14 protein-coding genes are annotated in these 14,442 nt (G+C 31.4%); all 14 read right to left on the reverse strand.

Translation table 11 applies throughout. The features are described from left to right. Positions 1-5 precede the first annotated feature (5 nt). The 14 genes from ylxM to rpmF all read right to left on the reverse strand — a co-directional run bounded on the left by ylxM (position 6) and on the right by rpmF (position 14,425). Positions 6-374 carry a YlxM family DNA-binding protein gene (gene ylxM, locus CURI_RS08135; RefSeq protein WP_014967769.1) on the reverse strand — a complete coding sequence of 123 codons (369 nt, stop codon included), beginning with the start codon at positions 372-374 and terminating at the stop codon, positions 6-8. A 107-nt stretch (positions 375-481) separates the two neighbouring features. Next, positions 482-1,768 (reverse strand): signal recognition particle-docking protein FtsY, encoded by a 1,287-nt coding sequence (ftsY, locus tag CURI_RS08140; protein ID WP_014967770.1) that lies wholly within the window; start codon positions 1,766-1,768, stop codon positions 482-484. Positions 1,769-1,785: 17 nt separating this feature from the next. Beyond that, a complete protein-coding gene (smc, locus tag CURI_RS08145) occupies positions 1,786-5,367 on the reverse strand; it encodes a chromosome segregation protein SMC (RefSeq protein WP_014967771.1) in 3,582 nt (1,193 codons plus the stop codon). Positions 5,368-5,383: 16 nt separating this feature from the next. Continuing rightward, on the reverse strand, positions 5,384-6,472 hold the full coding sequence (locus CURI_RS08150; protein WP_014967772.1) for an elongator complex protein 3: 1,089 nt from the start codon (positions 6,470-6,472) through the stop codon (positions 5,384-5,386). After that, positions 6,465-7,190: a ribonuclease III gene (gene rnc, locus CURI_RS08155; RefSeq protein WP_014967773.1), complete on the reverse strand. Its 726-nt coding sequence runs from the start codon at positions 7,188-7,190 to the stop codon at positions 6,465-6,467. The genes CURI_RS08150 and rnc overlap by 8 nt, the downstream gene beginning before the upstream one ends. A 95-nt stretch (positions 7,191-7,285) precedes the next feature. Next, positions 7,286-8,527 carry a beta-ketoacyl-ACP synthase II gene (fabF, locus tag CURI_RS08160; RefSeq protein WP_014967774.1) on the reverse strand — a complete coding sequence of 414 codons (1,242 nt, stop codon included), beginning with the start codon at positions 8,525-8,527 and terminating at the stop codon, positions 7,286-7,288. Positions 8,528-8,604: 77 nt separating this feature from the next. After that, the gene (gene acpP / locus CURI_RS08165; protein WP_014967775.1) at positions 8,605-8,832 is read right to left on the reverse strand and encodes an acyl carrier protein; all 228 of its coding nucleotides are present in this window, start codon (positions 8,830-8,832) and stop codon (positions 8,605-8,607) included. Positions 8,833-8,880: 48 nt separating this feature from the next. Continuing rightward, positions 8,881-9,618, reverse strand: a complete 738-nt coding sequence (fabG, locus tag CURI_RS08170; protein WP_014967776.1) for a 3-oxoacyl-[acyl-carrier-protein] reductase — start codon at positions 9,616-9,618, stop codon at positions 8,881-8,883. Between the two features lie 12 nt (positions 9,619-9,630). Continuing rightward, complete coding sequence (gene fabD, locus CURI_RS08175) at positions 9,631-10,575, reverse strand: ACP S-malonyltransferase (protein ID WP_014967777.1); 945 nt, start codon at positions 10,573-10,575, stop codon at positions 9,631-9,633. A gap of 10 nt (positions 10,576-10,585) precedes the next feature. Next, the gene (gene fabK / locus CURI_RS08180) at positions 10,586-11,524 is read right to left on the reverse strand and encodes an enoyl-[acyl-carrier-protein] reductase FabK (protein WP_014967778.1); all 939 of its coding nucleotides are present in this window, start codon (positions 11,522-11,524) and stop codon (positions 10,586-10,588) included. Positions 11,525-11,534: 10 nt separating this feature from the next. Next, the gene (locus CURI_RS08185) at positions 11,535-12,527 is read right to left on the reverse strand and encodes a beta-ketoacyl-ACP synthase III (protein WP_014967779.1); all 993 of its coding nucleotides are present in this window, start codon (positions 12,525-12,527) and stop codon (positions 11,535-11,537) included. Beyond that, positions 12,520-13,527: a phosphate acyltransferase PlsX gene (gene plsX / locus CURI_RS08190; protein WP_014967780.1), complete on the reverse strand. Its 1,008-nt coding sequence runs from the start codon at positions 13,525-13,527 to the stop codon at positions 12,520-12,522. Before plsX ends, CURI_RS08185 begins: the two co-directional genes overlap by 8 nt. Before the next feature lie 27 nt (positions 13,528-13,554). Further along, entirely contained in the window at positions 13,555-14,115 is a 561-nt protein-coding gene (gene fapR, locus CURI_RS08195) for a transcription factor FapR (protein ID WP_014967781.1), read from the reverse strand. Between the two features lie 130 nt (positions 14,116-14,245). Continuing rightward, on the reverse strand, positions 14,246-14,425 hold the full coding sequence (gene rpmF, locus CURI_RS08200; protein WP_041701685.1) for a 50S ribosomal protein L32: 180 nt from the start codon (positions 14,423-14,425) through the stop codon (positions 14,246-14,248). Positions 14,426-14,442 lie beyond the last annotated feature (17 nt).

Raw genomic sequence — 14,442 nt, forward strand, 5'->3', positions numbered from 1 at the left:
CCCTCCTAGCTAGTTTCTAGTATACCTAGTACAGTTCTTCTTATATTTTCAATATTTTCATCTATTGTACAGTCATTTAACTCTATTGCTTTTTTACTTATTTCATCTATATATTTAAGTATATCTCTTGTTTTTGTTTTATTATTTTCGAATTTTTTTACTAATCCTAATTTTTCTTCAAAAGAGTATAAATTATTCTCTGCCCTTTTAAGAGCATCATGTACTCCTTGTCTACTTATTTTCAAGTCCTCTGCTATTTCACTTAAAGATAAATCATGTATATAGTAAAGTTCCACTACTGTATACTGTGTATCACTCAGTAGTTTTCCATAGAAATCAAATAGCATTCCCATTTCAAAAACTTTCTCAAACATATAATCACCATCTTTTTTTTGTAAAGCTTTCTGCTTGACAGTAGTTATTTTATATTAAATCTCTTTAGTTGTCAATCATTTTTATAAATATTTTTAATTAATATTTTTTATTCTTCAAATATTGCATTTATAAAGTCATTTGCATCAAAATCTTGTAGGTCATCTATTTTTTCTCCTACCCCAACTAGCTTTACAGGCACTTGAATCTCAGATTGAACGCCAATAACCACTCCACCTTTTGCTGTTCCATCTAGTTTTGTTAATACTATTCCTGTTATATCACATGCTTCTTTGAATGTCTTAGCTTGTAATATAGCATTTTGACCTGTAGTTGCATCTACTACAAGTAGTACTTCTTTTTTAGCATCTGGATATTCTCTCTCTACTACTCTGAATATTTTATTTAACTCATTCATAAGGTTCTTCTTATTGTGAAGTCTACCAGCTGTATCACAAATTAAAACATCAGATTTACGAGCTTTTGCAGCTTGTATTCCATCATAGATTACTGCTGCAGGATCAGCACCTTCCTGGTGTGATATTATTTCCACCCCCGATCTTTTTGACCATTCTTCTAATTGTTCTATAGCAGCTGCTCTAAAAGTATCTCCTGCGGCTATTAGTACTTTCTTTCCCTCATTCTTTAATCTTGATGAAAGCTTTCCTATAGTAGTGGTTTTCCCAGCACCATTTACTCCTACTACTAGTATAATAGATGGTGAAGGCTCTATATTTAATTTAGTATCTCCACCTTGTAATAATACTTCCTTCATCTCTTCTTTTAATACTTCTTTTATATCACTTACCTCAGTAATCTTTCTTTCTTTTACTTTTTGCTTTACTTTCTCTATTATATCCAATGTAGTATTTATACCTACATCTGCAGTAATTAGTACTTCTTCTAAATCTTCAAAAAGCTCTTCATCTATTTTTCTATAAGAACTTAAAACGGTATCTATTTTCTCTGTAATTCCTTTTCTTGTTTTAGAAAGTCCTGATTTCAAACGACTAAAGAAACCTTCTTTCTTTACAGGCTCTTCTTCAATAGCTTCAACGTTTTCTTCAATATCTTCCACTATAATTTCATCTTTTATTTCTTCTACTTTCTCTACTTCTTTTATTTCACTTTGTTCTTGCTTAACTTCATCATATTCTATATCTTGTTCTATTTTCTCATCTACTTCTGCTTCTGTTTCTATTTCCACTTTCTCTTCTTCTACAACTTCTTCTATTATAAGTTCAGGTTCTTCTTCTTTGTCTTCTTTCTTTACTTCTTCTAATACAGGTTCAGATCTTTTCTTTTCATCTAGTTCTTCATTTAAGTCCACTTGTGATTCTTCTACTTCTTGTTTCTTATCCTTACCTTTAACCCAATTTACAAATTTTTTAAACATTAACTAATCCTCCAATACTAACTTACTTGTCCTATTTCTTTGTCTGATAATTTTACTGATACTAATTTACTTATACCTTCTTCCTCCATAGTTACACCGTATAGCGAATCTGCTCCCTCCATAGTTCCTTTTCTATGGGTTATAACTATAAACTGAGTTGAATCCGAAAACTCTCTTAAGTATTCTGCATATCTATATACATTTGCATCATCAAGGGCAGCCTCTATTTCATCTAGTACACAGAAAGGTGTAGGCTTAGTCTTAAGTATAGCAAATAAAAGTGCAATTGCAGTTAATGCTCTCTCTCCACCTGAAAGTAATGAAAGATTTTGAAGTTTTTTACCTGGTGGCTGAGCTACTATCTCTATTCCACATGATAGTATATTTTCTTCATCTTGCAAGTACACATCTGCCTTTCCTCCACCAAATAGTTTTGCAAAGACTTCTATAAAATTGCTTCTTATAATATAAAAGTTTTCTTTAAACTGTTCCTTCATTTTAGCATCCATATCTTTTATAACTAAATTTAAAGATTCCTTAGCCTCTATTAAATCATCTCTTTGACTAGTCAGAAATTCATGTCTTTCTTTTATATTCTTATACTCTTCTATAGCATTTAAGTTTATATTTCCTAATGATTTTATAATATTTTTTAATTCCTTAATCTCATTTTGAATTTCATTGAAATTTTCTACTTCAATTTTATAATCTAAAGCCATTTGAAAAGATAACTCATACTCATCCCACATCTTATTATTATAGTTTTCATATTGAATATTATATCTTTCGAATTTAAGTTCTAGTGTATTCTTTCCCTTTTCAAGCTCACTTACTCTTTCATTAATTTCATTTAACTTTTGTTCCTCGTTTAAATGAGACTGAACAAAATTATTCTTATCGGCTCTTATATCATTAAGTTTAAGCTCATAATCTCTAAATAAATCTGAAAATGAATTTTTTTCATCAATACTTTCTTTCTGTTTTAGTTGTAGGTCTTCTATATCCTTTAAAGTTTTATCTTTCTCTATTGACTTACTGTCTATATTGCTTAAGGACTCTTTTTTATTCTCTTCTAGTCTATTTAAAGTTTGAATTATGTTCTTAAATTCTTGTTCTAAGGATGCCTTATCCACTCTTAATTCTGTGATTTCTTTCCAAAGGTTGTCCTTCTTGATTTTTTCACTTTCAAAAGATTTCATATGTTCTTCTATATTTTTTTGTGTTATATTATTCTGATTTTTTAAATCTTCCAACTCTTTATCTATAAAGTCTGTATCTTTTACTATACTTATACTTTCTTCTATCAAACTTTTTTGTTCTAATAGATATTTATCTATCATGTTTTTATTTTTTTCTTTTTCATCATGATTCTGGGCATATTTATTTTCTATTTTAGCTAGTAAAAGTTTTATATCTGCTATATTATTGTCTTCTTCCACTAATTTATTTTCTAGAGTTTTTATATTGCTTTCTAAATCTTTCTGTAGTTCTGTTAGAGTTTCTTGTTCTTTGTTAAGTTCAATTATTTCTGATTCTAACTCTTTTATCTGTCTTTCTCTACCTAGAAGATTTGTATTTCCTGTATTTAAACTTCCACCAGTCATAGATCCACCTGGGTTTAAAACGTCACCATCTAAAGATACTATTTTTAGTGAGTAGTTGCACATCTTTGATACTTTTATACCATCTTCAATATCATTTACTACTATAACTCTTCCTAATAAATACTCTATTATTCCAGTATATTCTTCATTATATTTTAAAAGTTCAGATGCAACTCCCACTACACCTTCTTGGTTTAATAATTTTTGTTCATTTGTATTTAAGTACCTTTTAGACATAGATGACATAGGAAGAAACGTTACTCTACCTAGCTTATTCTTCTTTAAATAATCTATTATATCTTTTGCTTTTTCTTGGGTCTCAGTTACTATATTTTGTATTGCAGATCCTAGTGCAACTTCTATTGCTTTTTCATATTTTTTAGGAGTAGATATAAGCTCGGCTAGTACTCCTCGTACGCCTTTTCCAAGGTTTTTATCTTTTTCACATGCTATTAAAGCATTTTTTACACTTCTGTAGTATCCTTCATATTCTTTTTTCATATCTTGAAGAAGCTTATAGTTAGATGTCTTACCCTGTAAATTTACTCTTATATTGTTTATATTTTTTGCCGTGTCTTCCATTCTTGAAAGTTCTTTATTCTTTTTATCATAAATTTCATTTCTATTCAGTAAAATAGCATTTAGTTTGTCTTTGTTACTAGCTATTTTCTCGCCATTATCAGATATATCTTTGTCAATTTTTTCTCCGTATTCATTTAATTGTTCTAATTCATCACTTATTTGGCTTAGTCTTCTTTCTATATTCTCTTTAAAAGAATTAAGACTATTTATTTTGCTTTTTTTATCTGCTATTAGGTTGAATACTTCTATTACATGACTTTTTCTATCCTCTATATATTTTTCTTTTGTTTCTATTTCTTTAGTTAGTTCTTTAAATTCATTGTCTTTTGCATTGAGCTTTTCGTTAAATCCAAGTATTTTATTATCTAATTCTAATTTTTTTTCTTCATTTTCTTTTATTTGATTTTCTATTTCCTCTACATTATTTTTGAGGCTTTTCATTTCCTCTTCATATCTATTAACTTCTTTATTAAGATATAATATTTTTTCATTAATTAACTTTATTTCACTATCCTTTTTTTCAATGTTATTCTTAGCGTCATATTTGTTACTTTGTATCTTTTCTATATTAAAGTCCATTTTTTCAATTTCTTTTTTTATTAAATTATATTTGCTCTCAATTTCAGTCTTGCTTTTTTTGCTACTCTGAAGTTGATCTATTACTAGATCTTTCTGAGTGTCTATTTGATTTAGCTCTTCTTTTATTCTTTCTATCTCTCTTATATATGTGTTTATTTGTAGCTTTTTTAATTTCTCAGATACTTCTTTGTACTTTATAGCTTTTTCAGATTGACTCTTTAATGGATCTATTTGTTTCTCTATTTCATTTACTATATCATCTATTCTTAAAAGATTTTCCTGAGTTCTTTCTAACTTTTTCTCTGCTTCTTCTTTTCTAGTTTTATATTTAACTATACCAGCAGCTTCTTCAAATATATTTCTTCTGTCTTCAGACTTTGTACTTAATATCTCATCGATTCTACCTTGTCCTACTATAGAGTAGCCATCTTTTCCAACACCAGTGTCCATAAAAAGTTCTTTTATATCTTTAAGTCTACATGAGGTTTTGTTTATATAGTATTCACTTTCTCCTGACCTAAAAACTCTTCTTGTTACACTAACCTCTGAATATTCCACTGGCAATCTACCACTACTATTGTCAAGAACAAGTGTCACTTCTGCAAATCCTAAAGGCTTTCTTTTATCAGTTCCAGCAAATACAACATCCTCCATTTTACTTCCGCGAAGAGATTTTATACTTTGTTCTCCTAGCACCCATCTTATGGAGTCTGAAATATTGCTCTTTCCACTTCCATTAGGTCCTACTACGCCTGTAATTCCACCTTGAAACTCTATCTCAGTTTTTTGTGCGAATGACTTAAATCCCTGAATTTCTATTTTCTTAAGAAACAAACTCCCACCCCTTTATCTAGCAGTATTTCTTAGATTCTAAATACTCTCTTATATGTTGTTTCCTATTTATATTGTATTTTTTCTCACCGTCGATTATATCAAAACTATCTTTAGAAGCTTCTAGCCCTATTGTGCTAACTTTCTTCAATCTATATCTATCTTTAATCATCTTTATATTGATAGATTTTTGTCCAACAATATTTGATACTTCTTTCTTACTTATATTTATTCTTATACTGCTAGTTGTAATGTTTATTTTGTCTAGCGATTGTAATAATATAAGTCTATATATATTTGATTCTACTAGTTGTCTAAACGATGGATGAAAAGGTCCTCCTATAACAGATTCACTTTCTGAACTTATTATGTCTGTAGGTTGTAGTCCTATTCTTATCACATTAACGTCATTAAGTTCAAACAACATGAGAAGGTCACTGCATATATTTATGGACTCCTCTAATGATATAGGCAAGTATTCTCCTATTTCGTACAACTTTTCTAGATAAGTATCTTTTACTATTAGTGTTGGATATATCCTCACTAAGTCTGGTTTTAGCTTTATTAGTTCTTTAGCTGTATTTATTGACTTCTCACCATTATCTCCTGGAAGACCAACCATCATTTGAAGACCTAGTTTGAATCCAAAGTCTTTTATAAGCTTAGAAGACTTATATACATCATCTTGAGAATGCCCTCTGTTACTTTTATATAATACTTCTGTATCCATGGATTGTACTCCCAGCTCTATTATATCTACACCGTAATTTTTAAGAAGATTCAGTTCTTCTATGTCTATATAGTCTGGCCTAGTTGACAATCTTATTCTATCTATTAATCCTTGTTTTTTATATTTATAAGCCGCATTTAGTAGTTCCCGTTGGATATTTCTGTCTATTCCAGTAAAGCTACCACCATAAAAAGCTACTTCTAACCTCTCATTGCTCTCTGGTATAGTTTCTAAATAACTTTTTATAGTGTTGTCAACATCTTTACTAGTTATATCAGTACTTACGCCTGTAATTTTTTTCTGATTACAAAACACACAATCATGAGGACATCCTACATGAGGCACAAATATAGGTATAATATGATGTTTATTACTCATTATTATCTTCCATTCTATTTATAGCAGATCTAGCAGCATCTTGCTCCGCTTCTTTTTTGCTTTTACCAATTCCTTTTCCAAGAACTTCATCCTTTACTAGCACTTCTGTATGAAATATCTTGTTATGATCTGGACCTTCTTCTAATACTACCCTGTACTCAATTTTACACTTAATCTTTTTTTGTAGTAATTCTTGTAAATGTGTTTTATGATCTATAAATAACTCTACTCCATTTACTGCATTTTCAATTACAGGAGTCAGATATTTTAATACAAAAGTTTTAGCACTCTCTATTTTTCCATCAAGATAAATAGCTCCTATAAGTGCTTCAAAAGCATCTGCTAATATAGACACCCTTTCTCTACCGCCTGTAGCCTCTTCCCCTTTTCCTAAAAGTAAATACTTGCCTAAGTCTATTTGTCTAGCTATATAAGATAATGAGGGTTCGCAGACAACTGTTGCTCTTAATTTTGTTAAATCTCCTTCCGGATAATTAGGATATTTTATAAATATATATTCACTCACTACAAGTCCAAGTATGGAGTCTCCTAAAAATTCTAATCTTTCATTGTAAACTATTTTTTGTTTTTTATGCTCATTGGCATAAGAGCTATGTGTTAAAGCCCAATTTAATAAGTGAATATCAGAAAATTTGTATTCTGTTTTTTCCTGTATCTCCTTTAAAAGAATTTCTCTTGTATCAATTTTTCTTAACATATACTCCTCCAATTGTATTTATATATTACTTACTATCTATTTTACCACAAAACCAAGGCTAGATACGTTTTTTTAAACACATCTAGCCTTATTTTTTATTCATATCTTTTAAATAAAACAGTTGCATTGTGACCGCCAAATCCCAATGAGTTTGACATTGCATACTTAACTTCTTGATGAATTCCAACATTAGGTACATATTTTAAATCACAAGATTCATCTTCATTCTTATAGTTTATTGTTGGAGGTATATAGCCTCTTTCTATGGCTAATGCACATATACAACCTTCTACACCACCAGCAGCACCTAATAAGTGTCCTGTCATCGACTTAGTTGAACTAACTTTTAACTTGTCATATGCGTGGTCTTTGAAAACCGTTTTTATTGCAGCCGTTTCAAATTTGTCATTATATTCTGTTGAAGTTCCATGAGCATTTATATAATCTACTTCTTCTGGACTTACTCCACCATCTTCTAATGCCATCTTCATAGATTTTACAGCACCTACTCCACCTTCTGCAGGAGTAGTTATATGATGTGCGTCACATGTAACCCCATATCCTACAACTTCTGCATATATTTTAGCACCTCTTTTTAGTGCATGTTCAAGTTCTTCTAGTATTAAAATTCCAGCACCTTCACCCATTACAAAGCCATCTCTTTCTTTATCAAAAGGTCTACTAGCTTCTTGTGGGTTATCATTATTTGTAGATAATGCCTTCATAGCAGAGAATCCACCGAGTGACATTGGAGTTATTGGTGCTTCTGTACCACCACTTATTATTACATCAGCTTCTCCTCTTTGAATAGCTCTAAATGAGTCTCCTATAGAGTTAGTAGATGATGCACATGCCGTAACTATAGTTTCATTTATCCCTTGTGCTCCAAACGCTATAGCAACTTGTCCTGCAGCCATGTTCCCTATCATCATAGGAATAAAAAATGGACTAATTCTTCTTGGACCTTTCTCCTTATATTTTTCAGACTGTTCCTCGAAAGTTTCTATTCCACCTATTCCTGTACCAAGTATTACTCCAAATCTTTCAGCGTTAATACTGCTTATATCTAGTTTAGCATCTTCTATAGCTATTTTACTTCCAACCACAGCATATTGCGTAAATCTATCCATTTTTTTAGCTTCTTTTTTATCTATATAATCTTCAGGGTTAAAATTTTTCACTTCTCCAGCTATAGTAGTAGTAAATCCTTCCGTGTTAAATCTAGTTATTTTATCTATTCCACTCTTTCCCTCTAGTAAAGAATTGAAAAGTTCTTCTTTACCTATTCCTATAGGACTTAAAACACCTATTCCTGTAATTACTACTCTCTTCTTCATTATTTCCCCCCTATAAAAGTATATCGTCTATTTTTAAAGTCCCGATAAATATCGGGACCTCTTCTCTAAATTTACTATTAAGCGTTGTTTTGAATATAGTCTACTGCATCCTTCACAGTTGCTATCTTTTCAGCCTCTTCATCTGGAATTTCTATATCAAATTCATCTTCAATAGCCATTATAAGTTCAACAACATCTAAAGAATCAGCCTCTAAATCGTCTTGGAATGAAGATTCTAATGCAATTTCTTCTTCTTCAACGTCTAATTGTTCTGATATTAACTTTTTCACTTTTTCTAATATCACTCAAAACACCTCCCTTCATAAATTCTTTTTTATTATAATATATTTAATTTATATAAACAATCCACCATCTACTACTAAAACTTGACCCGTAATATATTTTGACATATCGCTTGCTAAAAATGCAACTGTATCAGCTATGTCTTCAATATCTCCTAGTCTTCCTAATGGAATGTTTGCTAAGTAACCTTCTATAATCTTATCATCTAACTTATCTGTCATATCTGACTTTATAAATCCTGGTGCCACAGCATTTACTCTTATATTTTTCTTAGCAACTTCTTTGGCTAAAGATTTTGTAAATCCTATAAGTCCAGCTTTAGATGCAGAATAGTTACACTGACCTGCATTTCCAGCTACTCCCACTACAGAAGCCATATTTATTATACTACAAATTTTTTGTTTTAGCATAGGTCTTATTAATGATTTTGTCATATTGAAGCTTCCTTTTAAGTTTATATTCATAACACTATCCCAGTCTTCTTCCGACATCTTCATTAATAAATTGTCTCTAGTTATGCCTGCATTATTAACCAGTATATCTACTTTTCCAAACTCTTTCAATACTTCCGACACAACTTCATTTGTTTCTTCCATTTTAGACACATCAGCTTTTAATGAGATTGCTTTTCTACCCAACTTTTCTATTTCCTCTACTACTTGTTCACTAGTATTTATATCTACTATAGCTATATCAGCACCCAAGCTTGCTAACTTTAAAGCTACAGCTTTACCTATACCTCTAGATCCACCTGTAACTAATGCTACTTTATCTTTTAAACTTATCATTCTTCTCCCCCTTTATTTGAAAGAGTCTAATGTATTTTTCAAAGACTCTATGTCTTCAACATTAAAGCAGTTTGCATTTGCTTTATTTTTCTTAGCTATTTTCTTTACAAAAGCTGTTAATGTTTTACCTGGTCCTATTTCTATAAAATTATCTACTCCATCTTTCAGCATTAGTTCTATAGTGTCTTCCCAAAGAACAGAGCTTGAAACTTGGTTAATCAGTAATTCTTTAACTTCACTTTCATTATTTATATAATTACCAGTCACATTAGATATTGTTTTTATATTTAGCGGAGTTATATTTATTTGATCAAGTTCTTTTTTTAGTTTTTCACCTGCAGGTTTTAATAAGCTACAATGAAAAGGTGCACTTACTGGCAAAATTACTGCTCTTTTAGCTCCCTTTTCTTTAGCAATTTTAACTGCATCTTCTATAGCTTTTATCTCTCCTGACAGTACTATTTGACCAGGACAATTATAATTGGCTCCTTCTACTATACCTGATTTACTAGCTTCAGATATAACTTCTTCCACAACATCTCTATCTAACCCTAGTATTGCGGCCATAGTACCTTTTCCTTCAGGAACAGCTTCCTGCATATACTTTCCTCTTTTTTGAACTAACTTAACTGCTTCTTTGAAGTCTAAAGCTCCACTATAGACTAATGAAGCATATTCACCCAGGCTTAGTCCTGCTGTTACATCTGCTTTTATTCCTTCTGACTCTAGTATTTTTAGCATTGCTATAGAAGTAGTCAATATTGCGGGTTGTGTATTTTCTGTTTTCACTAGTTCTTCGTCAGGTCCATTGAAGCAAATATCTTTTATATTAAGTCCAAGAGCATCATTGGCAATATCAAATATCTCATTTGCTTTTTCATAATTATCTGATATTTCTTTTCCCATTCCTACATATTGTGCTCCTTGGCCAGGAAATAAAAATGCTATTTTACTCATTTTCTCACTCCTATATGTTTATTAGTGTATTTCTAATTTCAATGGCTTCAGATATTATATCTGATACGACTTCTTCACAACTTTTAATATCTTTTATAAGTCCACTTATTTGTCCAGCCATAATAGTACCGTTATCTATATCTCCTTCTATAACAGCTTTTCTTAAAGCACCCGCTCCAAATTCAGTCAGTTCCTCTAGATCTAGATTGCCTTTTTCTAAATCTAAAAATCTTTTAGTAAATTTATTTTTTATAGCTCTAACAGGATGACCCGTGCTTCTTCCAGTGACTATAGCATCTCTATCCCCTGCCTTTAATATAACTTGTTTAAAATTATCATGAGCTACACATTCATTAGTACATACAAATCTAGTTCCTATTTGTACTCCTTTGGCACCTAATGCTAAAGCTGCAATAAGTCCTCTTCCATCAGCTATTCCACCTGCAGCTATAACAGGTATTTTAACCGCATCTACAATTTGAGGAAGTAAAGTCATAGTTGTTAGTTCTCCTATATGACCTCCAGCCTCCGTTCCTTCTACTATAATAGCATCTGCTCCCACTTTTTCCATTCTTTTAGCTAAAGCTACAGTAGGCACTACAGGGATTACTTTAGTTCCTATTTCTTTAAATTTATCTATGTATTTCCCTGGATTTCCAGCTCCTGTTGTAATAACTGGAACTTTTTCTTCTAAAAGCAATTCTATAACTTCTTCCACATGTGGTGAAAGAAGCATAACATTTACTCCATAAGGCTTATCTGTTATTTGTCTTACTTTTTTTATTTCTTCTTTTATAACGCTAGCTGGAGCGTGTCCACAACCTATAATTCCAAGACCTCCGGCATTAGAAACAGCTCCTGCTAGTTCAGCTGTAGCAGCCCAAGCCATACCGCCTTGAATTATAGGATATTTGATATTTAAAATATCACATATTTCTGTTCTAAACATAATCCCCCTCCTATTTTCCATGCCATTTTAATGTAGAAGCACCCCAAGTTAAGCCTCCACCAAAGCCTACTAGTAAAATATTATCTCCATCATTTATTTTTCCTTCTCTCACAGCTTCATCTAAGGCTACTGGTATGGATGCTGCAGACATGTTTCCGTACCTGCTTAAGTTTACGTATACTTTTTCACTTGAAATTTTAAGTTTCTTAATTGCAGAATCTATAATTCTGGTATTTGCTTGATGAGGAATTAAGTAGTTTATATCTTCTGATCTTAACTCACTTTTTTCTAGTACACTTTTAGAAACTTCTTCTATTTTTCTTACTGCAAATTTAAAGACTTCGCTTCCTTCCATCTTTAAATACTGTAGCCTTTCATCTAGTACTTCTTTAGTTATTGGACATTTAGAGCCTCCAGCTGGTACAAGTAAATGCTCTGCTCCACTTCCATCAGAACCTAGTTCTGTCTGTAAAATTCCTTTTCCCTCTGGAACTTCTCCTATAACTACAGCGCCTGCTCCATCTCCAAATAATATACAAGTACTTCTATCTTCCCAGTCCAATATTCTAGACATAGACTCAGTTCCTATCAGTAGTATCCTCTTGTAAACCCCTGATTTTACAAAACTATAAGCAACTGAAAGTCCATAGATAAATCCCGAGCATGCTGCAGAAAGATCAAAGGCTGCCGCATTTCTACACCCTAACTTTTCTTGGACTATACAAGCTGTAGAAGGTGTAGTCATGTCTGGAGTCATTGTAGCAACTATAATCAAATCTATATCTAAAGGAGTTAAATTTGATTGCTCTAGAGCCTTTTTAGAGGCCTCAACAGCCATGTCAGAAGAAGCTTTATCTTTCTCTAAGATTCTTCTTTCTTTTATTCCTGTTCTAGTAGTTATCCACTCATCTGAAGTATCTACTATCTTTTCTAAATCGAAATTGCTTAATATCTTTTCTGGAAGAAAACTTCCTGTTCCTACTATACCTATTCCCTTACTCATTTTGTTCCCTCCCAAAAGCGATATTTTCTTCTATCTTTTCTATTACCCCGTTCTCTACAAATAGTTTAGCTTGTTTAATAGCGTTTTTAATGGCAATATCATTAGAACTTCCATGGGCTTTTATAACTGCACCTTTAACACCAAGCAGTGGCGCCCCACCATATTCTGAATAATCTAGTTGCTTTTTAAATTTTTTAAGTCCTGGTTTTAATATTAACGCTCCTATTTTACTCATTGTAGATTCCATGAAAGTATCTTTAAGCATAGAAAATATAGAAAGTCCAAGTCCTTCTGTAAGTTTTAAAATAATATTCCCAACAAATCCGTCACATACTAATACATCTATATCACCATTCGGTATATCTCTACCTTCAGTGTTTCCGCAGAAGTTTATACCTTCAGTGTTCTCTAATATCTCATAAGTTTCTTTTACAAGATCATTTCCTTTTCCTTTTTCAGCACCTATATTTACTAAACCTACTTTAGGTTTTTTTCTATTTAATATTTTTTCACTATATATTGAACCCATTATTGCGAACTGTTGTAAATATTTAGGTTTTGAGTCCGCATTAGCCCCTACATCTAATAAAAGTGATACTCCCTTTTTAGTAGGATAAACAGTAGCAAGTGCTGGTCTTTCTATTCCTTTTATTCTTTTTACCAAAAGAAGTCCACCACTTAAAAGTGCTCCTGTATTTCCTGATGAGATAAAAGCATCTACTTTTTTTTCTTTAAGTAGGTTAAGTCCTACTACCATTGAAGAGTCTTTTTTCTTTCTTATTGCCATAGCAGGTTCATCTTCATTTGTAATAATTTCATCAGCATTTACTATTTCAATGTTTTTAACATCATATTTATATTTATTTAACTGTTCTTTAATTAAGCTTTCTTTTCCTACAAGAACTATTTTTACTCCTAGTTCATTTATAGCATCTATGCTTCCTTTTACTGTAACTTTTAATCCTTCGTCGCCACCCATAGCATCGACTGCTATTATCATTCTTAACTCTCTCCTTTAAGCCCAAAACTAGTCTGTAGAAACTAATATGAATTTACCTCTAAACACTTGTTTTTCACCTACATAGGTAAATACATGAACAAAGTATTTATTTCCCCTTTCTCTAACTACCTCAGCTTTTGCTATAAGCTTTTCCCCTGGCATAACTGGACTTTTATATTTTATATTTGCAACTCCTGTTAATACCACGTCTGCATCTATAACCGCTAAAGCTAAGGATTCTGCTTGAGCAAATATATTCTGACCTCTTATAAAGTTAGTCTTCTTAAAGGTCATACTTTCATTAGTTTCTAATATAGATATGCCGCTTTTCCCTAGAATTATGTCTACTAGTTCCCCTACGATCTCAGTCTCACCTATTGTTCTTACTTTAGAGTAATTTCCTTCAGCTACATTCTTTATGCGCTCTCTCAGCTCTGGTATTCTAAGCTCTAATCTATCTAATCTTATCGTTTGTATGCTAACATTAAACATATTCATTAACTCTTCATCAGTTAAAAATGGGTCGTTCTTAAGCTTATCTATTAATTTTTTCTGTCGCTCTTTTTTATTGAGTCTTTTGTTTGCCATTTTTTCACCTCAAGCTAATTCTTGTGTTTAGTACCTGATACTAATATTAAGTATATAGTACAGATATCAAAAAATCAAGAAAAAATGATTCTTTAAAAAGTAAAAAAGATAGTGAAAATTCACTATCTTTTTATTCTACTGATACTACTTCTCTGTTTTTATAGTAACCACAAGAACCACATACTCTGTGCGGTAATTTTGTCTCATGACATTGTGGACACTCAACTATAGTTGCCTTAGTTAAAACTTGAGCAGAAGCTCTTCTTTTATCTCTCTTTGATTTAGATATTTTACGCTTTGGTACTGCCATTTATAAACACCTCCTTA

The organism is Gottschalkia acidurici 9a (assembly GCF_000299355.1).
GTDB classification, from domain to species: Bacteria; Bacillota; Clostridia; order Tissierellales; family Gottschalkiaceae; genus Gottschalkia; species Gottschalkia acidurici.

Excerpts from the sequence above, each read along its gene's own strand:
- fabD (WP_014967777.1), bottom strand. The coding sequence starts at position 10,575 with ATGAGTAAAATAGCATTTTTATTTCCTGGCCAAGGAGCACAATATGTA.
- fapR (WP_014967781.1), bottom strand. The coding sequence starts at position 14,115 with ATGGCAAACAAAAGACTCAATAAAAAAGAGCGACAGAAAAAATTAATA.
- fabF (WP_014967774.1), bottom strand. The coding sequence starts at position 8,527 with ATGAAGAAGAGAGTAGTAATTACAGGAATAGGTGTTTTAAGTCCTATA.
- plsX (WP_014967780.1), bottom strand. The coding sequence starts at position 13,527 with ATGATAATAGCAGTCGATGCTATGGGTGGCGACGAAGGATTAAAAGTT.
- fabK (WP_014967778.1), bottom strand. The coding sequence starts at position 11,524 with ATGTTTAGAACAGAAATATGTGATATTTTAAATATCAAATATCCTATA.
- CURI_RS08185 (WP_014967779.1), bottom strand. The coding sequence starts at position 12,527 with ATGAGTAAGGGAATAGGTATAGTAGGAACAGGAAGTTTTCTTCCAGAA.
- rpmF (WP_041701685.1), bottom strand. The coding sequence starts at position 14,425 with ATGGCAGTACCAAAGCGTAAAATATCTAAATCAAAGAGAGATAAAAGA.
- CURI_RS08150 (WP_014967772.1), bottom strand. The coding sequence starts at position 6,472 with ATGAGTAATAAACATCATATTATACCTATATTTGTGCCTCATGTAGGA.
- rnc (WP_014967773.1), bottom strand. The coding sequence starts at position 7,190 with ATGTTAAGAAAAATTGATACAAGAGAAATTCTTTTAAAGGAGATACAG.
- ylxM (WP_014967769.1), bottom strand. The coding sequence starts at position 374 with ATGTTTGAGAAAGTTTTTGAAATGGGAATGCTATTTGATTTCTATGGA.
- fabG (WP_014967776.1), bottom strand. The coding sequence starts at position 9,618 with ATGATAAGTTTAAAAGATAAAGTAGCATTAGTTACAGGTGGATCTAGA.
- ftsY (WP_014967770.1), bottom strand. The coding sequence starts at position 1,768 with ATGTTTAAAAAATTTGTAAATTGGGTTAAAGGTAAGGATAAGAAACAA.